Origin of the sequence: Streptomyces sp. NPDC002838, assembly GCF_040295365.1 — a bacterium.
Lineage (GTDB): Bacteria > Actinomycetota > Actinomycetes > Streptomycetales > Streptomycetaceae > Streptomyces.
This window is the reverse complement of record NZ_JBEOVF010000031.1, coordinates 60519-84407: the sequence shown is the minus strand read 5'-3', so window position 1 is coordinate 84407 and position 23889 is coordinate 60519. Positions and strand designations below refer to the sequence as shown.

The window sequence follows — 23889 nt, the reverse complement described above, 5'->3', positions numbered from 1 at the left end:
CAATGTCGCGGCCTCGTCAGGGAGGTTTCTGAAGTGAACACGCGTATGCGTCGTGCCGCCGTCGCTGTTGCCGCCGGTGCGATGGCCGTTTCGCTTGCTGCCTGTGGCAGCGCCAAGGAGTCCGGCGACAACAACGACTCCGCCGCGTCGAGCCCCAAGAAGGGCGACGACATCAAGGTCGGTCTGCTCCTGCCGGAGAACGAGACCGCCCGGTACGAGAAGTTCGACAAGCCCTTGATCGAGAAGAAGGTCAAGGAGCTCACGAGCAACAAGGGCGAGGTCGTCTACGCCAACGCCAAGCAGGACGCCAGCCTGCAGAGCCAGCAGGTCGACACGATGGTCACCAACAAGGTGGACGTGCTCATCGTGGACGCGGTCGACGCCGCCGCGATCAAGAACTCGGTGCAGAAGGCCAAGGACGCCGGAATCCCCGTCGTCGCCTACGACCGCCTGGCGCAGGGCCCGATCGACGCCTACACCTCGTTCGACAACGAGACCGTCGGCAAGACCCAGGGCGAGGCCCTCCTCAAGGCCCTCGGCGACAAGGCCAAGGACGGCCAGATCGTCATGATGAACGGGTCCTCCACCGACCCGAACGCCGCCCAGTTCAAGGCGGGCGCCCACTCCGTCCTCGACGGCAAGGTGAAGATCGGCCGCGAGTACGACACCAAGGAGTGGAAGCCGGCCAACGCCAACGCCAACATGGAAGGCGCCATCTCCGCGCTCGGCAAGGACAAGATCGTCGGCGTCTACTCCGCCAACGACGGCATGGCCGGCGGCATCATCACCGCCCTCAAGGCCGCCGGAATCGGCGACATCCCGGTGACCGGCCAGGACGCGGAACTCGCGGGCGTGCAGCGCATCGTCACGGGCGAGCAGTACATGAGCGTCTACAAGCCGTACCCGCAGGAGGCCGACGTCGCCGCCGAGATGGCCGTCGCCCTCGCCAAGGGCGAGTCGCTCGACTCCATCGCCAAGGACAAGGTCGACAGCCCGACCACCAAGGGCGTGCCCTCCGTCCTCGTCCCGGTCGTTTCGCTGACCAAGGACAACATCAAGGACACCGTCATCAAGGACGGCATCTACACGGTGAACGAGATCTGCGCGGGCAAGTACAAGGCCGCCTGCGACAAGATCGGCCTCGAGTAAGCAGCCGCAAGTCCCTTCCCCGCTACGGGAATTCGTCCTCGAATTCCCGTACGGGAGGTCCTCAGGGACTTGATGCTCAAGGCTCCGTCCGGTGCCCCGCGTAACAGACAGCCCCGCAAGCTCGTTGCGGGGCGCCGGACGGAACCCCCCCAACTCTTCTGCACAACCTCCCGCCGGGTCAGGCGGCGAAGGAGATGGTTCACGTGTCCGCTACGCCCGTGCTGGCGTTGCGCGGGGTCTCCAAGCGGTTCGGTGCCGTTCAGGCGCTCACCGACGTAGAGCTTGAGGTCCATGCCGGTGAAGTGGTCGCCCTGGTCGGCGACAACGGCGCCGGAAAGTCCACGCTGGTCAAGACGATCGCCGGCGTGCACCCCATCGATGAGGGCGTCATCGAGTGGGACGGCAAGGCCGTCCAGATCAACAAGCCGCACGACGCCCAGAACCTGGGCATCGCGACCGTCTACCAGGACCTCGCGCTGTGCGACAACATCGACGTGGTCGGCAACCTCTACCTGGGCCGGGAGCTCCGCAAGCGCGGCGTCCTGGACGAGGTCGAGATGGAGCGCCGCTCGCGCGAGCTGCTCGACACGCTGTCGATCCGCATCCCCAGCGTCCGCATCCCGATCGCCTCGCTCTCCGGCGGTCAGCGCCAGACCGTGGCCATCGCCCGGTCCATGCTCGGCGAGCCCAAGCTGGTCATCCTCGACGAACCCACCGCCGCCCTGGGCGTCGAGCAGACCGCCCAGGTCCTCGACCTCGTGGAGCGGCTGCGCGAGCGCGGTCACGCCGTGATCCTCATCAGCCACAACATGGCCGACGTGAAGGCGGTGGCCGACAAGGTCGCCGTGCTGCGTCTGGGGCGCAACAACGGCGTCTTCGAGGTCAAGTCGACCTCGCAGGAAGAGATCATCTCCGCCATCACCGGCGCCACGGAAAACGCCGTGACCCGTCGTGCGGCGCGCACCAATGGGGAGATCCAGAAGTGAGCATCGACAAGACCTCCGCGACCCCGGGGACCCCCGAGGACGCGCACGTCGTGGAGAACCCCGAGGCGGCGGCCAAGGCCGTCACCGTCGTCGACCCCCGGCTGCTGGTGCGCGAACAGGGTTTCGCGGGTTACCTCACCGAGTTCAAGCGCAAGATGAAGGCGGGTGACCTGGGTTCCATCCCGGTCGTCATCGGCCTGGCCGTCATCTGGATCATCTTCCAGAGCCTGAACTCCAACTTCCTCACCGCGGGCAACCTGTCGGACATGTCCGTCGCCATGGTCGGTACGGGCATGATCGCCGTCGGCATCGTGTTCGTGCTGTTGCTCGGCGAGATCGACCTGTCGGTCGGTTCGGTCAGCGGCGTCGCGGGCGCCACCTTCGCGGTCCTCAACGTCAGCAACGGCATGAACGAGTGGCTCGCCTTCGTGCTGGCCATCCTCACCGGCACGGCCGCGGGCGCCATCCACGGCTTCTTCTTCGCCAAGATCGGCGTCCCGGCGTTCGCCGTCACCCTGGCCGGCCTGCTGTTCTGGAACGGCTTCATGCTCCAGATCCTGGGTCAGAACGGCACGATCAACCTGGACAGCGACGGTGTGGTCGCCAAGCTGACCAGCTACTACTTCTCCGACGTGGCCGCCGCCTACGGGCTCGCGATCGCGGTGACCGGGCTGTACTTCCTCACCTCGTTCTTCGGCAACCGCCGCCGCGAGGCCGCGGGTGTGCCGTCCCGGCCGCTGAGCGAGATCATCCTGCGCTCGGTGCTGCTGGCTGCCGTGGCTTTCGCCGTCGCGATCGTCTTCAACCAGTACAAGGGCCTGCCGCTGGCCGTGGTGATCTTCATCGCCGTGCTGCTGGTCACGGACTTCGTGCTGCGCCGCACCACGTACGGCCGCAAGGTGTTCGCGCTCGGCGGCAGTGTCGAGGCGTCTCGTCGTGCGGGTATCAATGTGGAGCTGGTGCGGATCTCGGTCTTCGCGATCGCCGGTACGTTCGCGGCGGTGGGCGGTCTGTTCATCGCCTCGAAGATCGCTTCCGCCAACCAGGGGGCCGGTGGCGGTGACCTGCTGATGAACGCGATCGCGGCGGCTGTGATCGGTGGCACGTCGCTGTTCGGTGGGCGTGGGCGTACGTGGAACGCGCTGCTCGGTGTGCTGGTGATCGTGTCGATTCAGTACGGGCTGGCGTTGGAGGGCATCGCTTCTCCGGTGCAGTACATGATCACCGGTGGGGTGCTGCTGGCGACCGTGGTCATCGACGCGGTGACCCGTAAGACGCAGAAGACCGCGGGCCGCGCGTAGGCGCGCACCAACCCTGTTGCCCGGCACCAAAGGCGGTGCCGGGCAACAGTCATGTCGTAGGAACGGCACAACTTGGGTACAGCCGATCGCGTGACCCATCACGCACCGCCCGGGCGCCGGGCGCGAAGGCGGAACATTAGACTCGACAAGCCCGGAAACAGCTCGATCAGCTCTACTGCAAGGAGGCACGGGTGCCGCTGCTGACCCGCATCAGGGGACCGCGCGATCTGGACCGGCTCAGCCTGGAGCAGCTGGACCAGCTGGCAGAGGAGATCCGGACCTTCCTCGTCGACGCCGTCTCCAAGACCGGCGGCCACCTCGGCCCCAACCTCGGTGTGGTCGAGCTCACCATCGCCCTGCATCGGGTGTTCGACTCGCCCAAGGACAAGGTGCTCTGGGACACCGGTCACCAGTCCTACGTGCACAAGCTGCTCACCGGCCGTCAGGACTTCTCCAAGCTGAAGAGGAAGGGCGGCCTGTCCGGCTACCCCTCGCAGGCCGAGTCCGAGCACGACGTCATCGAGAACAGTCACGCGTCGACGGTCCTCGGGTGGGCCGACGGCATCGCGAAGGCCAACCAGATCCTCGAACGCGACGACCACGTGGTCGCCGTGATCGGTGACGGCGCCCTGACCGGCGGTATGGCCTGGGAGGCGCTCAACAACATCGCCGACGCCAAGGACCGCCCGCTGGTCATCGTCGTCAACGACAACGAGCGGTCGTACGCGCCGACCATCGGCGGGCTGGCCAATCATCTCGCGACGCTGCGGACGACGGACGGCTACGAGCGGTTCCTCGCCCGGACCAAGGAGGTGCTCGAGCGCACCCCGGTCGTCGGCCGGCCGCTGTACGAGACCCTGCACGGGGCGAAGAAGGGGCTGAAGGACTTCATCGCGCCGCAGGGCATGTTCGAGGACCTGGGGCTGAAGTACGTCGGGCCGATCGACGGACACGACATCGAGGCCCTGGAGTCGGCGCTGGCCCGCGCCAAGCGCTTCGGCGGCCCCGTCATCGTGCACTGCCTCACCGAGAAGGGCCGCGGCTACCAGCCCGCCCTCCAGGACGAGGCCGACCGCTTCCACGGCATCGGCCCCATCCACCCCGACACGGGTCTGCCGATCAAGGCCTCGGGCGCCGACTGGACCTCCGTCTTCGGCGAGGAGATGGTCGAGCTCGGCAAGGAGCGCGCGGACATCGTCGCGATCACCGCGGCGATGCTGCAGCCGGTCGGCCTGAAGAAGTTCGCGGACGCCTTCCCGGACCGCATCTACGACGTCGGCATCGCGGAGCAGCACGGCGCAGTCTCCGCGGCGGGCCTCGCCGCGGGCGGTCTGCATCCGGTCTTCGCCGTGTACGCCACCTTCCTCAACCGTGCCTTCGACCAGGTGCTGATGGACGTCGCCCTCCACAAGTGCGGTGTGACGTTCGTCCTGGACCGGGCCGGCATCACCGGCACCGACGGCGCCTCCCACAACGGTATGTGGGACATGTCGATCCTCCAGGTGGTGCCGGGGCTCCGGCTGGCCGCCCCACGCGACGCCGACCAGGTGCGCGCGCAGTTGCGGGAGGCCGTGAAGGTCGACGACGCGCCCACCGTGGTGCGCTTCTCGAAGGGCGCCGTGGGTCCCGCCGTACCCGCCGTGGGGCGTGTCGGCGGCATGGACGTGCTGCGCGAGCCGGGCACCGACACCCCGGACGTGCTTCTGGTGTCGGTCGGCGCCCTCGCTCCCATGTGCCTGGAGATCGCCTCCCTCCTCGACAAGCAGGGCATCTCCACCACCGTCGTCGACCCCCGCTGGGTCAAGCCGGTCGACGAGGCCATGGCCCCGCTCGCCGAGCGGCACCGCGTGGTCGTCACCGTCGAGGACAACTCCCGTGTCGGCGGCGTCGGCTCGACGATCGCGCAGGCCCTGCGCGACGCGGGCGTCGACGTCCCGCTGCGTGACTTCGGCATCCCGCCGCGCTTCCTCGACCACGCCTCCCGTGCCGAGGTCATGGCGGAGATCGGGCTCACCGCACCCGACATCGCCCGCCAGGTCACCGGTCTGGTCTCCAAGCTGGACGGCCGGTACGGCAGTACGGCAGCCGAGGTCGACTCGGTGGAGCCCGCGCGCGATTGACGCGGCGACACGCCTGAACGGGCCGCGTCCACCACTGCGAAGAGTGGTGGACGCGGCCCGTTCGCGTGAACCCGCCCGCGCCGGGGCATACGGACTACGCCCCCTCTCGATCATGTCGAGGACGACACAGCGTGGGAGGTACCCATGAGCAGCACCCTCTTCCGGACGAAGAAGGTCGAGCAGTCCATCCTGGATACCGAGGAACCAGAGCACGCGCTCAAGAAATCCTTGTCCGCGCTGGATCTGACCGTCTTCGGCGTCGGCGTCATCATCGGCACCGGCATCTTCGTCCTCACCGGCACGGTGGCCAAGAACAACGCCGGCCCCTCCGTCGCCCTGGCCTTCGCCGCGGCCGGCGTCGTCTGCGCGCTCGCCGCGCTCTGTTACGCCGAGTTCGCCTCCACGGTCCCGGTGGCCGGCTCCGCGTACACCTTCTCGTACGCCTCCCTCGGTGAACTGCCCGCCTGGATCATCGGCTGGGACCTGGTCCTGGAGTTCGCGCTCGGCACGGCGGTGGTCGCCGTCGGCTGGTCCGGCTACATCCAGTCGCTCATGGACAACGCGGGCTGGGAGATGCCCGCGGCGCTGGGAAGCAGAGAAGGGGCCGGCGACTTCGGCTTCGACATCCTCGCCGCCGCCCTGGTTCTGGTGCTCACCGGCATCCTCGTCCTCGGCATGAAGCTGTCCGCGCGGATCACTTCGCTCGTCGTCGCCATCAAGGTGACGGTCGTCCTCGTCGTCATCATCGCGGGCGCCTTCTTCATCGACGGCGACAACTACGACCCGTTCATCCCGAAGGCGCAGGACGTGCCGGCGGGGGAGAGCCTCCAAGCCCCGCTGATCCAGCTGATGTTCGGCTGGGCGCCCTCCAACTTCGGCGTGATGGGCATCTTCACCGCCGCCTCCGTCGTGTTCTTCGCCTTCATCGGCTTCGACGTCGTGGCCACGGCCGCCGAGGAGACCAGGAACCCGCAGCGCGACATGCCGCGCGGCATCCTCGGCTCCCTCTTCATCTGCACGGCCCTGTACGTCGCCGTGTCGATCGTCGTGACCGGCATGCAGCACTACAGCCAACTGTCCGTCGACGCGCCGCTCGCCGACGCGTTCAAGGCCACCGGGCACCCCTGGTACGCGGGCTTCATCAGCTTCGGCGCGGCGGTCGGCCTGACGACGGTCTGCATGATCCTTCTCCTTGGCCAGACCCGGGTCTTCTTCGCGATGAGCCGCGACGGACTGCTGCCCCGTTTCTTCTCGCGCGTCCACCCCCGGTTCAAGACCCCGCACCGGCCGACCATCCTGCTCGGCGTGGTCATCGCGATCCTCGCGGGCTTCACCCCGTTGAACGAACTCGCCGCACTGGTGAACATCGGCACCCTGTTCGCCTTCGTGGTCGTCGCCATCGGCGTACTCATCCTCCGCAGGACGCGCCCCGACCTGCACCGGGCCTTCCGCACCCCGTGGGTGCCGTTCATCCCGATCCTGTCGGTGTGCGCCTCGCTGTGGCTGATGCTGAACCTGCCCGCCGAGACCTGGGTGCGGTTCGGCATCTGGATGGCCGCCGGCTTCCTCGTCTACTTCCTCTACGGCCGCTCCCACAGCCGCCTGGGCCGGCACGACGAGACCACGGTCGGCGAGGTACTGAAACCGAAGCCCGGCGAGACCGAGTAGCCGAGCCGATTCCCTCACCGGCCCCGTAGTCCCGTTCTCCCCACGGACTGCGGGGCCGGACAACGTGACCCCCAGTCGATGCCGTCCAGCCGTGCGCGGCGGCTCCCACCCCGCCGCAGCCATCCGACGCCGCCAGGCTGCGGGTGTTGCCCCGCCTGGCCGTCAGGCTGCGGGCAGTCGTGCCGCTGGGGCGGCTCCCGACCCACAGCGTGCGGCGCCCCGTAGCGCCGGGCCGCGCGACCCACCCCCGCCCAGCCGTCATGCCGGGCGACTGAACGGGGGGCGGCACCTTGGCACTTGGCGCAGCCGACGCTGTCAGCCCGCGGCGGGCCGGGCGACCCACTCCGTTCAGCCGTCATGCCGGGCGATTGAACGGGGGGCGGTACCTTGGCACTTGGCGCAGCCGACGCTGTCAGCCCGCGCCGGGCCGGGCGACCCACTCCGTTCAGCCGTCATGCCGGGCGATTGAACGGGGGGCGGCACCTTGGCACTTGGCGCAGCCGACGCTGTCAGCCCGCGCCGGGCCGGGCGACCCACTCCGTTCAGCCGTCATGCCGGGCGATTGAACGGGGGGCCGGCACCTTGGCACTTGGCGCAGCCGACGCCGTCAGCCCGCGCCGGGCCGGGCGACCCATCCCCGCCCGGCACCAACCCCGGGCACCTCACGGCCGAACAGCCCGCGGCCCCACCACATCCGCCCCCAACTCCCGCACCCGCCCCCGCAGCTCACGATCCGCCGTAACAACCAGAACAGGCCGCTCACCCGCCCCCGCCACCAGCTCGACCATGTGATCGTCCCCACTCCCCGGCGCCGACTCGACCCGCACTCCCGGCACCGACTCCACCCCACGCGCCGCCCCCTCGACCACGAGAACGACCTCCACGGGCCCCGCATGCCCCGGCACCCCGTCCACCGCCAGCCGGTCCCGCAGCCGCTCCGCGGCCCCCCGCCGGTCCCGCCACCAACCGTCGGGCACCGACCCGACGACGTTCGCGGCGTCCACGATCACGAGCAGAGGGGCGTTGTCGTCCATGCGGTCAGGGTCCCACGGTCGACCGAGCTCAACGGACCGCCAAGTCACTCCTCCCGCTTCTCGTCGAAGCTCGCGAAGTACGCGGCGGCCATGTCCTCGTCGCCGTGCCCCTGCGCAGCGGCCCGCTCCAGCCGCTCCGCACTCGCGGCGGCCACGTCGAGACGGACGCCGTACCGCTCGCCCGCCTCCACGATCAGACGGGCGTCCTTGGCGGCCGTGGACACCCCGAACTGCGCCGGGGACAGCTGGTCGTTGAGGACCAGCCCGGCCTTCGCGCGCAGGTAACCCATGTCGAGCGGCCCGCCGGCGATGGCGTCGAAGAAGCTCTGCGGATCCACGCCCAGGGCCTTCGCCAGCGCCAGGACCTCACCGGCCGCGTTGGTGGCGGCGATGACCCAGCTGTTGGCCACCAGCTTCAGCCGGGTCGCGCTGCCGGCCGCGCCGTCCTCACCGGTCCACACCGTGCGCGCTCCCACGGCGTCGAGGACGGGCACCACGGCTCCCCGGTGCTCACTGGGACCGGCGGCCAGGACGAGCAACTGCCCCGCCTCGGCGGGCTGCCGGGTGCCCAGCACCGGCGCGTCGAAGAAGACCAGGCCGTGCTCGCGGGCGAAGTCGGCCAGCTCGCCGATCGCCTCGATGCCGGCGGTCGTCGACTGCACCCACGCGGCGCCGGAGCGCAGCGCGGGCGACGCCTCGCGCATGACACCGAGGGCGGCCGGACCGTCGTACAGCATGGTCAGGACGACGTCGGCGCCCTGGACGGCCTGGGCGGGGGTGTCGGTGATCTCGATGTCGTCGGCGGCGAGGGGTTCGGCCTTGTCGCGGGTGCGGTTCCAAGCGCGGACGGTGTGTCCGGCGCGGGTGAGGTTGCGGGCCATCGCGGCCCCCATGATCCCGGTGCCCAGGACGCTCACGGTGAGGGTGTCGGTCATGACGTCGGCTTCCTGTTCTCGTACGGCTTCTCGTACGGCTTCTCGTACAGCTTCTCGGACGGCTTCTCGTTCGACTTCTCGAACGGCCTCTCGTTCGGCCTGTTGCTCTTGGCCTCGACGGTAGACAGCCGGGGCCGGGACACGCCCGGCGCTCCCCCTTGCTTAAAGTGAACTGGTGAACGGCGACTGGCTCATCCGCGGCCGCGACGGCCGGCTCAGTGTGTATCTGCCTGCGGGCGACGCCGTCCTGTGCCGGGCGGAGCGCGGGCCCGGCGGACCGTGGGACGCTCCCCGTCGCGTGGGCGGCGACCAGAAGCTGCACTCCCTGCTCGCGGTCGGCCAGGGCGCCGACGGCTACGCCCATCTGGTCTCCTGGCGGCCCACCGCCCGCGGCGAGTCAGGCCTCGTCCACTCCACGCACTTCCGGCCCCGGCTCGCCGCCCTCGACTGGATCCCGATCGGGCACCCCAACAAGAGGGGCGAGCGCACCGGCACGCCCGCCGTCGCGGTCGACGCCCAGGGCCGCGCCCATGTCTTCGTCCGCAACAAGGGCGGCGGCGTGAGCATGCTCGGCCAGAAGGAGAAGGGCGGCTGGGGCCCGTGGCGCGACCTCAAGGGGCGTGACGTACAGGAGGAGTTGGCGGCCGTGACGGGGGAGTCCGGACGCGTCGAGCTGTACGCGGCCACCCCCGACGGCATCGTGCACTGGCGGCAGGAGAAGCCGGGCGCCGAGCCCGTCCTGGAGGAGACGATCGAGACCCCGGTCCGTCCCGGCACCCTGCACGCCCTCGCCACCTCCCCGGAGAGCACCACCCTCTTCTACACCGACACCTCCGGCGACCTGTGCGTCTGGCGCCCCGGGGCCAAGCCGGTCACCCTGATCGCCTCCGCCGGGCCCGGCCCGGTCCGCGCTGTCCGTTGCGAACTCGACGGCCACGACTGCACGCTGCTCGCCCAGCGCTCGGCGAGCGGCCGGGTCGCCTTCGCCGCCTACCCCACCGAGCAGGAGGCGGCCGGCGCCTGGTGGACCGAGTCGGGACCCCAACTCCCCGCGGACGCCGAGGTGTCCCTGGCCGTGGACGAGGACGACCGGGTGGTCGCGGCCACGCTCTCCCCGACGAGTGGACAGCTGCTCCTCACCCGCCGCAAGGACGAGCCGGGCCTCGCGCTGGAGGCCTGGCGCCAGGTCTGACGCCCGCGCAGGAAGCCCCTGGTCCCGTGACAGGTGGCCGTCAGGGACCAGAGACACACGAACCCCAGTGAGGGTTGTATGGGCCGATGCGTGACAAGTGGCACTCAGGAAACTTTAAGAAGCTGTGGTTAAAAGGTGAAAATGCTTGCTAGCCTCCCTGCGTTTGTTCGAATTATCGGGAGACCGATGTAGCACCGGCACCCGGCTGACGCCGGAACGGGGTTGGGAATGTTGTCGTGAGCAGATCCTCCACGGTGGATCTTGTCGTTGTCGGACTCGGTTACGTGGGGCTGCCGCTGGCCCGTTCCGCCGCTGCCGCGGGCATGAAGGTGGTCGGTCTCGACCGCAGCCGACCCGTGGTCGACGGGCTGAACGCCGGCCGCTCGCACGTGGACGACATCACCGACGCCGAAGTCGGCGCCATGCTCGGCCAGGGCTTCGAGGCCGTCGACGGGGCCGAGGTCATCGCGGACGCCGCCGCCGTCGTCGTCTGTGTCCCCACCCCGCTCACCGACCACGGCGCCCCTGACCTCGGCGCGGTGCACGCCGCCGTGGACGACATCGCGGCCCACCTCAGGCCCGGCACGCTCGTGGTGCTGGAGTCGACGACGTACCCGGGCACCACCGACGAGGTCGTCCGCCCGCGCCTGGAGGCCGGTGGCCTGCGCGTCGGCACGGACTTCCACCTCGCCTTCTCCCCGGAGCGCATCGACCCGGGCAACCCCTCGTTCGGCCTGGAGAACACGCCCAAGGTGGTCGGCGGCATCACCGCGGACTGCACCAAGGCCGCCCGCGCCCTCTACGAGCGTTTCGTGGGCCGTGTCGTCGAGGCCAAGGGCACGCGCGAGGCCGAGATGGCCAAGCTCCTGGAGAACACCTACCGGCACGTCAACATCGCGCTCGTCAACGAGATGTCGATGTTCTGCCGTGAGATCGGCGTCGACCTCTGGGACGCGATCCGCTGCGCCTCCACCAAGCCCTTCGGCTTCGCGCCCTTCTACCCGGGCCCGGGTGTCGGCGGCCACTGCATCCCGATCGACCCCAACTACCTGTCGTACAAGGTTCGTTCGCTGGGCATACCGTTCCGCTTCGTGGAGCTGGCGCAGGAGATCAACCAGCGCATGCCCGTGCACGTGGTCAACCGCGCGGCCGACCTCCTCAACGACCAGGGCAAGGCGGTCCGCGGCTCGCGCGTCCTGCTGCTCGGCGTGACGTACAAGGCGGACATATCCGACCAGCGGGAGAGCCCGGCGATGGCCGTCGCGGAGAACCTCCTCGCGCGCGGCGCGGAACTCGTCTACTTCGACCCGCGCGTTACGGACTGGCAGGTCGGCGGCGCGAGCGTGCGGCGCGTCGACGACTACCTCGCCGAGGCCGAGTCCGTCGACCTCACCATCCTGCTCCAGCCGCACCGCGAGATCGACTTGGACGTGCTCGCCGACCGCGCCCGGTCGCTCTTCGACACCCGGGGCAAGTCCGCCGATCACCCGCGGGTGGTCAAGCTGTGACTTCCGAGGACACCTACATACCCGGAGCCGTCGACTCCGGTGGCCGTCAGAGCCACCGCAAGCGCAGGCACCTGAAGGTCTCGTACTTCGTCTTCCTCGGTCTGGCCGCGCTGATCGCCACCCGGCTCGACGCGGGCTCTCTGCACCTGTACTCGATGGGCGCCATGGGCCTGCTGGCTCTGAAGATGTTCGGCGCCCTCTTCTACCGTCCGGCCAAGGCCGGGCGGGAGGAGCTGGAGTACCTGGAGAACGCCTGGGTCACCGCGGTCATCCCGATCTACAACGAGGACCCGGTGATGTTCGAGCAGGGCATGCGCAGCCTCCTCGCGCAGAGCCGCCTGCCCAACGAGATCCACATCATCGACGACGCCAGCGCCAACGACTCCGGTATCAGGGCGGCGAAGAAGATGCGCCGCGAGTTCGAGGCCAAGGGCGTCAAGTACACGGTCAGTGTGCAGCCCGAGAACAAGGGCAAGCGCGAGGCCCTCGCGCTGGGCTTCGAGGCCGCCCCGTACTCGGACATCTTCCTCTGCGTCGACTCGGACACGGTCCTGTCCCGGGACACCGTCCGCGAGTTGCTGCTGCCGCTGGCCGACGAGAAGATCATGGCCTCTACCGGCATGGTGCTGGCCCTCAACCACGACAGCAACATCTTCACCCGCCTGCAAGACCTGCGCTACGGCAACTCCTTCCTCTTCGAGCGGGCCGCCTACTCGCGCCTGAAGTCGGTCCTGTGCTGCTGCGGCGCGCTGTCCGCCTACCGCGGCACGCTGGTGCGCAAGTACCTGCCGGACTTCCTCAACCAGCAGTTCCTGGGCAAGCCGGCCGTCTTCGGCGACGACCGCCGGATGACCAACTACTGCCTGATGGAAGGCCAGGTCGTCTTCCAGGAGACCGCCGTCGGCTACACGGCCGTCCCCGAGAAGCTGCCGCACTTCCTGCGCCAGCAGGTCCGCTGGAACAAGTCCTTCTTCCGCGAGTCCCTGTGGGCCTTCAGGCACCAGAAGAAGTACCGGCCCGCCTTCTGGCTGACCTGCATGGAACTGGCGCTGTGGCTGGTCTTCGGCTCGGCGATGTTCTACTCGATGGTCATCCTGCCGATCATCAAGCCGGACCAGTTCGTCAACCACATCGGCGACTACCTGATCTTCATGGTCCTGATGGGGTACCTGCGCAATGTGCGGTACCTCGACTTCCCGCGCCGCGGCATGGGCTTCATCAAGCGGTTCGGCATGTTCCTGCTCGCGCCGATCTACGGCGTGATCCAGCTGACCCTGCTGACCCCGCTGCGCTTCTACGCCCTGTTCACTCTGCACAAGGGCAGCTGGGGCACCCGCCAGGGCGGCGTCGAGGTGTCCGTGGCCGGCGACCACGAGGCCGATGTGACGGAGATCTTCGAGGAAGAGGACCCGTACTCCGACAAGAAGGTCACCGAGACGCTCCAGCTGATGCGCCTCGAGGGCGTGGCCCTGCGCACCCGGCCCCGCCCGACAGGCGGCATCCCCACCCAGCCGCAGCCGCTGCCCGGCTACGACGAGCAGCACGCGCACGTCCCCCAGCAGCCCGTGACCTGGGGGACGCCGTCGACGGCCGGACAGCAGCAGTGGGCCGCCGACCCCTACCAGCAGGGGTACAACCCTCAGCAACAACAGGGCGGCTATGCCGACCCGTCCTGGCAGCAGGGCAACGGTCAGGGGCACGGACAGGGCTGGTAAGCAGCCACGCACAAGAGAGGGGCGGCCATACGGCCGCCCCTCTGCTCGTCGGCAGGCCTCACGTGTAGTAGGCCATCGCCTCCTCGACCGTGAGCACCGGGATGCCCCGGTCGTCGATCGCCTTCATCAGCGCGGTGAGACCGGCCTTGCCGATCTCCGTGCTGGTCGCCGGAGCGCCCTCGACGACCTTGTGCAGGCACAGGATCAGCCAGTCACCGCTGTTCGCACAGCGGTCGAGCCGGCCGCCCGCGCCGGTCACCTTCGACAGCGCCGTACCGCCGATGCCCGTGCCGTCGTTGATGCCGGTCAGCGCCTTGAGGCGGTACGGCATCGCCGGGGCGAAGGACTCGATCGTCTCGGAGATGATCGACCGGGCCGTGGTGAAGTGCCGGCTGGCGATCAGGTCCACCGGAACGCCGTCCGACGTCTTCTGGAACGCGCCGTGCGGGTAGGCGAAGTGCTCGCTGGAGAAGCCGTTGCCCACCAGCCACTCGCGCAGCTTCCGGAAGTCGTCGTCCGCCTGCTCCGCGGTGAGCTTGGGGTAGCTGGCGGTGTGGGTGGCGTTCGCGTAGGAGTGCCCGGCCATCTCCCAGCCCGAGTAGTCCTGCATCGAGCGCATCTGGCCGACCGTCAGGAAGTTGCCGGTGCCGATCGCGTCGGCGATGTTGTAGACCGTGCCGGAGTAGCCGAACTGGTCCATCACCGGCCGGGCCAGGTCGTGGACCGACTTGTGGGAGTCGTCGAAGGTGATGGAGACGACGCCCTTGGGGAAGACCGTGGCGGTGTCCGGTACCACCTCGACGGCCTGCAGCCGGTAGGTCACCGGACCGCCCGCGTTGTCGTACACGGCGAACGACATGTCGGTGAAGCCGGTCTTGGTGGACGGTGCCCCGGAGGCGGAGACCGAGTACGTTCCGGCCGCGTTGGTGACGTCGGCCCACTGCAGGTGGACCGTCACCCACTCGCCGGACTGGACGTAGTTGGCCGCCGTCTTGGAATGGGCGTGGAACGTCCAGGAGAAGTGGTTCGCGAGGGATCCGCTGCCCAGGTAGAAGACGAGCTTCGACAGGTTGGTCACGTCGTCGACCCGTAACACCAGCCTGATCATCTTGTTGGTCAGGTTCAGCGCGGCCATACCGGTCTTGCGGACGTACGACTGCTTGCCGGTGCCGTTGGTGGTGACGCGGACCGACTGGGTCCCGCGTACGAAGGCGGACGTGTCGTTCGCCTCGGCCGACGCGGTGCCCGCGCCCCCCGGCGTCCAGCCGTGCGAGGCCTGGAACTGCTGGGACCAGGTGGCCCGGCGGTACTTGGGGCGGCGCCCCGACGGTGCGTAGGCGGGCGGCGTGGTGAGGCCGCCGATGGCCGCCTCGGCCGCCGGGGCGGCCGCGGGCTGGGCCGCCACGCTGCCCAGCCAGGCACCGCCGCCTGCCAGCGCGACCCCTCCCGTGCCGCCCATGAGCAGCGCTGCGCGCCGGCTCAGTCGGCCGTCCCGGCCACGGTGTTGCTCCTTGCTCAACGGGGTTGCTCCTTGCTCAACGAGACGCCTGCACGGTGTCGAAGTAGTTCATGCCGTTGTCGCTGTATTCCTTGACCGCGTTGTTGACTTCCTTGACGGTCAAGACGTCATTGGCGTTGTAGTACAGCCAGTCCACCTTCATGTCCCACGAACGGTCACCCTTGAACGGCAGGTCGACGAACCAGTGGTTGAAGTTGACCGACATGCCCGAGCGAGGGGCGTACTTGCCGCTGCTGGTGAAGAGCTTCTTGCCGTCCATGCGGTAGGTCACCACGTCGTCCTTGACGGTGATCATCATGGTGTGCCAGCCGGCCAGGCTCTTGTTCGTCGTGGTGTAGACGCGGTCGTTCGACTTGTGGTCGTACCAGCTCACCGTGTCGAGCTTGGGGCCGAGCCGGCCCCAACCGCCGTTGGGCATGTACTCGTTGTCGAGCTCGCTGTACGTCTTGCCGCTGCCGCCGATGGTGTAGAAGGTCTGGTTGACGTGGTCGCCGCCCTCACCCTCGGTCGGATCGTCGCTGAAGTGGATCCGGGCCGCGTAGGTGCCGTCGCGGAACTCGCGGCTCGCGGTGCCCAGGCTCGCCTGCTGGGTACCGGACTTGGTGCCGTCGGTGGAGGCGCGCAGGTTGAGCACCTGGCCGTCGGCCAGGGCGTCCTTCTCGCCCGGGAACGTGACCCCGTCGGCCGACCACGTGTTCTCGATGCCGGGGCCGCCCTTGCTGGTGCGCACCAGCCAGCCGTGCTTGAACAGCGCGGGGTCCTTGGCGCCGGTGTAGTGGAAGTTGTCGAACAGCACCCCGGCCGGGGCGGCCGGCACCGGGGCGGGCGCGGCGGACGCCTTGGCCGACGCCCCCTTCTCGTCGCCGCTGTCCGGCTCGTCGCCCCAGGCGAGGACGCCCCGCTTGTAGGCGGTGACCGTCTTCGACTCCTTGTAGGTGGTCTTCTCGGCGTCGAAGGAGCGGTCGTTGGACTGGTCCAGCTCCTTGTGGTCGGCGCGGAAGAGCTGGACGTCGATGCCCTTGCTGTTGCCGCCGGGCTTCAGCGTGCCCGCGGCCTCGGTGAACCGGAGCTCCAGGTAGTGGTCGGCGTGCTCGGCGGACTTGTCGAGCTTCGTGACGGTCCCGGCGATGTTCGAGCAGCCGACGGCGGCCTGGACGCAGTTAAAGGCGTACGGCGAGTTCCCGTCCGCGGTGAAGTAGTACCGCAGGGTCACATCGGCGAGCGGCAGCGGCTTCTTCGAGTCGTTGAACACCTCGAGGGACGGCTTGGCCACCTCGGCCGTGTCCGGGGTGTCGGTGCGGTACCGGACGGTGAGCTCCGGCGGGTCCGGATTCGCCGCCTTCCACACGGGATACAGCGCCGTGGCACCGGCGGCGACCACACAGATCACCAGGAGCAGCCTGATCTTGGGCCAGACCCGACGTCGGGGTGGGCGGCGGCGGGTGGTCGCCACGGAAACTCCTTCGCACGACACTGATCGGCGCGTGGGTCACAACCGTCAGGGCAATGTAAACAAGTGGTCGGATTGTGTGAGGATCCTATCCGTCGCGGCATGGGAAAGGGGGTGGGGCGCATGGATCGTTATCATGCGCCCCACCCCCCTCAGAGGTGATGCGTTACGCCGGGACGCTCGCCACGCCCGGAGCCAGGAACTTCTTGCCGTTCACGCGCTCGGAGACGCCCTCGCGGTCCAGGTACGGCGTGATGCCGCCCAGGTGGAAGGGCCACCCGGCGCCCGTGATCAGGCAGAGGTCGATGTCCTGGGCCTCGGCGACGACGCCCTCGTCGAGCATCAGCCCGATCTCCTGCGCCACCGCGTCCAGGACCCGCGCCCGCACCTGCTCCTCGGTCAGGACGGTGTCGCCCTGCTTCAGCAGCGCGGCGACCTCCGGGTCCAGCTCGGGCTTGGCGGGACCACTTTCAGTGGAGTACACGTAGAAGCCGCGCTTGCCCGCCTCGACGACCGCCTTGAGGTTGGGGGAGACCTTGAAGCGGTCCGGGAACGCCTCGTTGAGCGTCTCGGAGACGTGCAGACCGATCGCCGGGCCGACCAGCTCCAGGAGCACCAGCGGCGACATCGGCAGACCGAGCGGCTCTACGGCCTTCTCGGCGACCTCGACCGGAGTGCCCTCGTCGATGACGTTCTGGATCTCGCCCATGAAGCGGGTGAGGATGCGGTTCACGACGAACGCCGGGGCGTCCTTGACCAGAACCGCCGTCTTCTTCAGCTTCTTGGCGACGGCGAACGCCGTGGCCAGCGAGGCGTCGTCGGTCTGCTCACCGCGGACGATCTCGAGGAGCGGCAGCACGGCGACCGGGTTGAAGAAGTGGAAGCCGACGACCCGCTCGGGGTTCTTCAGCTTCGACGCCATCTCGGACACGGACAGCGAGGAGGTGTTGGTGGCGAGGATCGCGTGCGCCGGAGCGACCGCCTCGACCTCCGCGAACACCTGCTGCTTGACGCCGATCTCCTCGAAGACCGCCTCGATGACGAAGTCGGCGTCCGCGAAGCCCTCGGCCTTGTCCAGCACACCGGTGACCAGGGCCTTCAGGCGGTTGGCCTTGTCCTGGTTGATACGGCCCTTGCCGAGCAGCTTGTCGATCTCGGCGTGGACGTAGCCCACACCCTTGTCGACGCGCTCCTGGTCGATGTCGGTCAGCACGACCGGCACCTCCAGGCGGCGCAGGAAGAGCAGCGCGAGCTGCGAGGCCATGAGGCCCGCGCCCACGACGCCCACCTTGGTGACCGGACGCGCCAGGTTCTTGTCGGGCGCGCCGGCCGGACGCTTGCCGCGCTTTTGCACCAGGTTGAACGCGTAGATGCCGGCGCGCAGTTCGCCACCCATGATCAGGTCGGCGAGGGCCTTGTCCTCGGCGTCGTAGCCCTGCTGGAGGTCGCCGTTCTTCGCGGCGGCGATGATGTCGAGGGCGCGGTAGGCGGCCGGAGCGGCCCCGTGCACCTTGCTGTCCGCGATGAAGCGGCCCTTGGCGACGGCCTGGTCCCAGGCCTCGCCGCGGTCGATCACCGGGCGCTCGACCTCGATCTCGCCCTTGAGGACGTTCGCCGTCCAGATCAGCGACTGCTCCAGGAAGTCCGCGCCCTCGAAGAGGGCGTCGGCGATGCCGAGGTCGAAGACCTGCTGGCCCTTGAGCTGCTTGTTCTGGTTGAGCGAGTTCTCGATGATGACCGAGACGGCCTTGTCGGCGCCGATCAGGTTCGGCAGCAGCGTGCAGCCGCCCCAGCCGGGGACCAGGCCGAGGAAGACCTCGGGGAGGGAGAAGGCCGGCAGGGCCTTGGAGACCGTCCGGTACTCGCAGTGCAGACCGACCTCGACGCCACCGCCCATCGCGGCACCGTTGTAGTACGCGAAGGTCGGGACGGCGAGCGCGGACAGGCGCTTGAAGACCTCGTGGCCGCCCTTGCCGATGGCCAGCGCGTCCTCGTGCCGCTTCAGCAGTTCGACGCCCTTGAGGTCGGCGCCGACGGCGAAGATGAACGGCTTGCCGGTGATGCCGACACCGACGATCTCGCCGGCCGCGGCTTCCTTCTCGACCTGGTCGAGGGCGGTGTTGAGGTTCGCCAGCGAGGCCGGGCCGAAGGTGGTCGGCTTGGTGTGGTCGAGGCCGTTGTCCAGCGTGATGAGCGCGAAACGGCCCGCTCCGAACGGCAGATCCAGGTGGCGTACGTGCGCCTGGGTGACGACCTCGTCCGGGAAGAGGTCGGACGCACCCTTCAACAGCTCAGCGGTGGTGCTCACTTGTCCCCCTCGAAGTGCGGGTTCTCCCAGATGACGGTGGCGCCCATGCCGAAGCCGACGCACATCGTGGTCAGGCCGTAGCGGACGTTCGGCTGCTCCTCGAACTGGCGGGCCAGCTGCGTCATCAGGCGGACGCCGGAGGAGGCCAGCGGGTGGCCGAAGGCGATGGCGCCGCCGTACTGGTTGACGCGCTCGTCGTGGTCGGCGATGCCGTAGTGGTCGAGGAAGGCCAGGACCTGGACGGCGAAGGCCTCGTTGATCTCGAAGAGGTTGATGTCCTCGATCGACAGGCCCGCCTTGGCGAGGGCCTTCTCCGTCGCCGGGATCGGGCCGTAGCCCATGACCTCGGGCTCGACGCCCGCGAAGGCGTAGGAGACCAGGCGCATCTTCACCGGGAGGTTGTTCTCGCGGGCGAAGTCCTCGGAGGCGATGATCGAGGCGGTGGCGCCGTCGTTCAGACCGGCCGCGTTACCCGCGGTGACCCGGCCGTGGACGCGGAACGGGGTCTTGAGACCGGCCAGGTTCTCCAGGGTGGTGCCCGGACGCATCGGCTCGTCGGCGGTGACCAGGCCCCAGCCCGTCTCGCCCGCCTCCGCGTTCGTACGGCGTACGGAGATCGGCACCAGGTCGGCCTGGATCTTGCCGTTGGCGTACGCCTTGGCGGCCTTCTCCTGCGAGCGCACCGCGTACTCGTCGGCGCGCTGCTTGGTGATGTGCGGGTAACGGTCGTGCAGGTTCTCGGCGGTCATGCCCATGAACAGGGCGGACTCGTCGACCAGCTTCTCGCTCACGAACCGCGGGTTCGGGTCCACGCCCTCACCCATGGGGTGGCGGCCCATGTGCTCGACACCGCCGGCGATGACGGCGTCGTACGCGCCGAAGGCGATGGAACCGGCCGTGGTGGTCACGGCGGTCAGGGCGCCCGCGCACATGCGGTCGATGGAGTAGCCGGGGACCGACTGCGGCAGACCGGCGAGAATGCCGGCCGTGCGGCCGATGGTCAGGCCCTGGTCACCGATCTGCGTGGTCGCGGCGATGGCGACCTCGTCGACCTTCTTCGGGTCGAGACCGGGGTTGCGGCGCAGCAGCTCCCGGATCGCCTTCACGACAAGGTCGTCGGCACGGGTCTCGTGGTAGATGCCCTTCGGGCCCGCCTTGCCGAACGGGGTGCGGACGCCGTCGACGAAGACGACGTCCCTGACGGTACGAGGCACGATGGCTCTCCTCCAGGTGCGGGATCTGCACTGCTGCGATGCGCTGAGCGCGCGCTCAGGACCCATGCTACTTATGGGTAACGTAGCTGCACAGCCCCCCAGGCCGGAGCGGTGAAGGTCACACCTGAGATCACACCTTCGGGGGAGCCGTCGAACCCCGTGGGGTCAGTACGGGAGTCGGCACCGGATGCGACCCCGGCCCCTCTCCCGTGATCACTCCGAACAGCGTGCGGGCCGCGTCGGCGCCGAATCCGTGCACGTCATGGCTCATCGCGGAGAGGGTCGGGTGCGTGAGCCGGCACAGCTGGGAGTCGTCCCAGGCGAGCAGGGAGACGTCGTCCGGCACGCTCAGGCCCATCTCGGCGGCCACCGACAGCCCGGCCACGGCCATGATGTCGTTGTCGTAGACGATCGCCGTCGGCCGGTCGGGCGGCCCGGCCGTGAGCAGCGACCGCGTCGCCCGCGCCCCCGCCTCCCCGGAGTAGTCGGTGGCCACCTGCCAGGCCCCGGCCAGCTCCAGCGCCCGGGCGGCCTCGTCGAAGGCGGCGGTCCGCATGGAGGTGTGCCCGAGGGCCGCCGCGCCCCCGACCCGGGCGATCCGCCGGTGCCCGAGTGCGGCGAGGTAGCGCACCGCCTCCGTCACCGCGGTGGCGTCCTCGGTCCACACGGAGGTGAGGCCGCCCGTCAGCGACGGATGCCCGACGGCTACCACCGGCATCCCGAGCCGCTCGACCGCCGCCACCCGGGGGTCGTCCGCGCGGAAGTCGACGAGGATCGACCCGCCGATCTGCCGGCCCCGCCACCACGACTCCTGGAGCCCGACCTCCTCCTCCAGAGTCCGTACGAGCCTCAGCAGCAGCGAGCAGGAGCGTTCGGTCAGGACGCTCTCCACGCCCGAGATGAACTCCATGTAGAAGGGTTCGAGCCCGAGCAGCCGGGCCGGCCGGCAGATCGCCAGCCCCACCACGTCCACGCGCGAGCCGGCCAGCGTCCGGGCGGTCAGGCTCGGCGCCCAGCCCAGCTCCTGCGCGGCCCGGAAGATCCGGTCCCGGGTCGCCTCCGACAGCCCCGGCTTGTGGTTGAAGGCGAGGGACACGGCCCCCTTGGACACGCCGGCGCGCGCGGCGACGTCCTTGATGGTGACGCGGGAGGTCGTCATCGGTGGGGCTCCATGCAGTACAGGGCCGATCGTGCCGTCTCGGCATCCGGAGTCTGCCAGCCGCGCACCCCGATGGTGACCCGTTCGCCGGGCAGCAGCGTGACCAGCCCCCGGTCGGCCCGCGCCGCCGGATCCAGCCGGTCGGCCTGCAACAGCAGATTCCGTACCAGGGTGTGGGCCGTCACCTCGATCCCGCCCGGCACGAGCGCGACCTCGAACTCCGGCCGGGGATACGGGATGTCGCGGTCCGGCGACGGGAAGCGCAGGGCACGCAGCCCGTCCGCGTCCGCGACCAGGAACTCCTTCGGCCCGACGGGCTCCAGCTCCCGGGGGACGCCGACATGGGCCACCGCCCGCCTCTCCGCCGCCAGCCCCACACGCGACTCACCGATCACCCCACCCTCGACGGACATCCGCCGCAGCGTCAGCGTGCCGTTCCAGCTCTCCGCCGCCTGGTTGACAGCCGCCAAGACCAGCCCGCGCTCCCGCACCTGAAGCGTGAGCAGCCGGTCCGCGTACAGCCGTCGCAGCTCGTGGTAGAGCGGCTTCTCCCGTCCGTCCCCGTCGATCGCCGCCCAGGAGGTCACCGGCCAGCAGTCGTTGAGCTGCCAGACCACCGTCCCGGCGCACACCGGCCAGTGCGACCGCCAGTGCTCGATCCCGGCGGCGACCGCGCGGGCCTGGTTGACCTGCGTCAGGTAGTGCCAGCGGTCGAAGTCGCCCTCGGGGAAGGCGAAATGCCTCTCCAGCCCTCGCCGCAGCTTGCCGTTGCCGTCGTCCGCCTTCTGGTGGTGCAGCATCCCGGGGGAGTCGGGCATGAGCTCCTCGCCGGGCAGCGCGCGCCGCAGCGTGGCGTACGCGGGCGGCGCCTGCCAGCCGAACTCGGCGACAAAACGCGGCACTTGAAGGCGGTAGTCGGCGTAGTCCTCCCGGTTCCACACCTCCCACGAGTGGTGCGTGCCGTGGGCCGGATCGTTCGGATGCCGGTCCCACGAACCGGACCACGGACTGCCCGCCGTGTACGGCCGCGTCGGATCCAACTCGGCCACCACCCGCGGCAGCACGCCCAGGTAGTACCCCTCGCCCCAGGAGTCCCCGGCGAGACGCGGCTCCCATTCCCAGTCCCGGAACCCCCACAGGTTCTCGTTGTTGCCGTTCCACAGCACCAGCGAGGGATGCGGCATCAGCCGTACGACGTTCTCGCGCGCCTCCGCCTCCACCTCGCCCCGCAGCGGCTGCTCCTCCGGGTAGGCCGCGCACGCGAAGGGGAAGTCCTGCCAGACCAGCAGCCCGAGTTCGTCGCAGGCGTCGTAGAAGTCCTCGCTCTCGTAGATCCCGCCACCCCAGATCCGCACCAGGTCCACACCGGCGTCCGCCGCCTGCCGCAGCCGCTCCCGGTACCGGTCCCGGGTGATCCGGGACGGGAACACGTCGTCCGGGATCCAGTTCACGCCCCGCGCGAAGAGCCGCTCACCGTTGACGACGAAGGTGAACCCGCTGCCGTGCGCGTCGGGCCGCCGGTCCAGCTCGACGGTCCTGAAGCCGATCCGGCGCCGCCACACGTCCAACGCCTGCTCGCCGTGCAGGAGCGTCAACTCGACGTCGTACAGCGGCTGTTCGCCATATCCACGCGGCCACCACAACCGCACGTCCGGCACCTCAAGGCGTACGGTTCCGGCCGTCCCGTCGATCTCCGCCCGGGCCCGCACCCCACCGACCGTCGCCTCCACGGCGAGCGGCGCCTCGACCCGGGTCCGCTCGACCTCGACGGCCAACTCGACCTGCCCCAGCCCGCCTTCGACGGTCACCAGCGGCCGCACGCGCGCGATCCGGGCCGTCGACCACTGCTCCAGCCGCACCGGACGCCAGATCCCGGCCGTCACCAGGGTCGGCCCCCAGTCCCAGCCGAAGGAGCAGGCCATCTTGCGGATGTACTGGTAGGGCTCGGCGTAGGCGGCGGGCCGCTCGCCCACTCGCCCGCGTACGGCTTCGGCCTCGGCATAGGCGGAGACGAACCGCACGGACAGCCGCCCGCTGAGCCCGGTGACGTCGAAGCGGTACGAGCGGTGCATGTTCCTCGTCCGGCCGAGGACTTGGCCGTCGAGCAGGATCTCGGCCGCGGTGTCGAGGCCGTCGAAGACGAGGTCGGTCTGCTCGTGCCCGTTCGTCTCCGGCAGCTCCGTCTCGTACGTCCACTCCCGCCGCCCCACCCACGCGACCTCGGTCTCGTTGCGGCCGAGAAGCGGATCCGGGATCACTCCGGCCGCCAGCAGATCGGTGTGCACGCAGCCCGGCACGACAGCCGGGAGCCCAGCCCCCTCGTGCCGCAGGATCCATCCCTCGGTGAGCGGTGTGGCCTGAAGCATGCGCACTCCTAAACCGATCAAGTCCAGCACTCGGAAAGATTTTTGCATCGTTGGCGAGATAGGGACTTTACCGGTTTAGAAAACGTTGTCAGAGTTCGGAACCAGCCAACCCGGCCAACCCGCAAGTGCCAGGGCCTGTCCGGCGGATCAGGTCGGAGGAAAGAAGCGGTAACTGACCGGCGCCGGTGAGCGGGGTCTGGTGCGTGCAGCTGCAAGGCGGAGGAGGGAGTCGACGCGGAGCGTCGGCGACCGACGACAACGCGGC

At 69.4% G+C, this 23889-nt stretch carries 17 protein-coding genes; 8 read left to right on the top strand and 9 right to left on the bottom strand.

The annotated features are described in order from the left end of the window. Positions 1 to 45: 45 nt before the first annotated feature. From ABT063_RS32595 to ABT063_RS32575, 5 genes are all read left to right on the top strand, one after another. Positions 46 to 1149, top strand: coding sequence for an ABC transporter substrate-binding protein (locus ABT063_RS32595; protein WP_351063392.1), 1104 nt, complete (start codon positions 46 to 48; stop codon positions 1147 to 1149). A gap of 194 nt (positions 1150 to 1343) precedes the next feature. Next, positions 1344 to 2135: an ATP-binding cassette domain-containing protein gene (locus ABT063_RS32590; RefSeq protein ID WP_351063338.1), complete on the top strand. Its 792-nt coding sequence runs from the start codon at positions 1344 to 1346 to the stop codon at positions 2133 to 2135. Beyond that, positions 2132 to 3436 carry a sugar ABC transporter permease gene (locus ABT063_RS32585; RefSeq protein WP_351063337.1) on the top strand — a complete coding sequence of 435 codons (1305 nt, stop codon included), beginning with the start codon at positions 2132 to 2134 and terminating at the stop codon, positions 3434 to 3436. The genes ABT063_RS32590 and ABT063_RS32585 overlap by 4 nt, the downstream gene beginning before the upstream one ends. A 191-nt stretch (positions 3437 to 3627) precedes the next feature. Continuing rightward, positions 3628 to 5556, top strand: a complete 1929-nt coding sequence (dxs, locus tag ABT063_RS32580; protein WP_351063336.1) for a 1-deoxy-D-xylulose-5-phosphate synthase — start codon at positions 3628 to 3630, stop codon at positions 5554 to 5556. 144 nt (positions 5557 to 5700) lie between these two features. Next, positions 5701 to 7224: an amino acid permease gene (locus tag ABT063_RS32575; protein WP_351063334.1), complete on the top strand. Its 1524-nt coding sequence runs from the start codon at positions 5701 to 5703 to the stop codon at positions 7222 to 7224. 662 nt (positions 7225 to 7886) lie between these two features. Here the strand turns inward: ABT063_RS32575 and ABT063_RS32570 are convergent. The 3 genes from ABT063_RS32570 to ABT063_RS32560 are packed head-to-tail and all read right to left on the bottom strand — an operon-like array spanning position 7887 to position 9336. Continuing rightward, positions 7887 to 8258, bottom strand: coding sequence for a PIN domain-containing protein (locus tag ABT063_RS32570; RefSeq protein ID WP_351063333.1), 372 nt, complete (start codon positions 8256 to 8258; stop codon positions 7887 to 7889). Positions 8259 to 8302: 44 nt separating this feature from the next. Further along, positions 8303 to 9193, bottom strand: a complete 891-nt coding sequence (locus ABT063_RS32565; RefSeq protein ID WP_351063331.1) for an NAD(P)-dependent oxidoreductase — start codon at positions 9191 to 9193, stop codon at positions 8303 to 8305. Next, positions 9190 to 9336, bottom strand: a complete 147-nt coding sequence (locus tag ABT063_RS32560; protein WP_351063329.1) for a hypothetical protein — start codon at positions 9334 to 9336, stop codon at positions 9190 to 9192. The genes ABT063_RS32565 and ABT063_RS32560 overlap by 4 nt, the downstream gene beginning before the upstream one ends. 32 nt (positions 9337 to 9368) lie before the next feature. Between ABT063_RS32560 and ABT063_RS32555 the strand changes: the two genes are divergently transcribed. From ABT063_RS32555 to ABT063_RS32545, 3 genes are all read left to right on the top strand, one after another. Then, positions 9369 to 10385, top strand: a complete 1017-nt coding sequence (locus ABT063_RS32555) for a PLL family lectin (protein ID WP_351063327.1) — start codon at positions 9369 to 9371, stop codon at positions 10383 to 10385. 236 nt (positions 10386 to 10621) lie between these two features. Next, positions 10622 to 11893 (top strand): nucleotide sugar dehydrogenase, encoded by a 1272-nt coding sequence (locus ABT063_RS32550; protein WP_351063325.1) that lies wholly within the window; start codon positions 10622 to 10624, stop codon positions 11891 to 11893. Further along, positions 11890 to 13608: a glycosyltransferase gene (locus ABT063_RS32545; RefSeq protein ID WP_351063323.1), complete on the top strand. Its 1719-nt coding sequence runs from the start codon at positions 11890 to 11892 to the stop codon at positions 13606 to 13608. Before ABT063_RS32550 ends, ABT063_RS32545 begins: the two co-directional genes overlap by 4 nt. A 58-nt stretch (positions 13609 to 13666) precedes the next feature. On the opposite strand, the gene ABT063_RS32540 is transcribed toward ABT063_RS32545, so the two are convergent. The 6 genes from ABT063_RS32540 to ABT063_RS32515 form a co-directional block, all read right to left on the bottom strand. Further along, the gene (locus ABT063_RS32540; protein WP_351063321.1) at positions 13667 to 15127 is read right to left on the bottom strand and encodes a polysaccharide deacetylase family protein; all 1461 of its coding nucleotides are present in this window, start codon (positions 15125 to 15127) and stop codon (positions 13667 to 13669) included. A 16-nt stretch (positions 15128 to 15143) separates the two neighbouring features. Further along, the gene (locus ABT063_RS32535) at positions 15144 to 16580 is read right to left on the bottom strand and encodes a cellulose binding domain-containing protein (RefSeq protein WP_351063319.1); all 1437 of its coding nucleotides are present in this window, start codon (positions 16578 to 16580) and stop codon (positions 15144 to 15146) included. A gap of 163 nt (positions 16581 to 16743) precedes the next feature. Beyond that, on the bottom strand, positions 16744 to 18885 hold the full coding sequence (locus tag ABT063_RS32530) for a 3-hydroxyacyl-CoA dehydrogenase NAD-binding domain-containing protein (protein ID WP_351063317.1): 2142 nt from the start codon (positions 18883 to 18885) through the stop codon (positions 16744 to 16746). Beyond that, the gene (locus tag ABT063_RS32525; protein ID WP_351063315.1) at positions 18882 to 20099 is read right to left on the bottom strand and encodes a thiolase family protein; all 1218 of its coding nucleotides are present in this window, start codon (positions 20097 to 20099) and stop codon (positions 18882 to 18884) included. The genes ABT063_RS32530 and ABT063_RS32525 overlap by 4 nt, the downstream gene beginning before the upstream one ends. A 130-nt stretch (positions 20100 to 20229) precedes the next feature. After that, positions 20230 to 21258 (bottom strand): LacI family DNA-binding transcriptional regulator, encoded by a 1029-nt coding sequence (locus ABT063_RS32520; protein ID WP_351063313.1) that lies wholly within the window; start codon positions 21256 to 21258, stop codon positions 20230 to 20232. Then, on the bottom strand, positions 21255 to 23624 hold the full coding sequence (locus tag ABT063_RS32515) for a glycoside hydrolase family 2 protein (RefSeq protein ID WP_351063312.1): 2370 nt from the start codon (positions 23622 to 23624) through the stop codon (positions 21255 to 21257). Before ABT063_RS32515 ends, ABT063_RS32520 begins: the two co-directional genes overlap by 4 nt. Positions 23625 to 23889 lie beyond the last annotated feature (265 nt).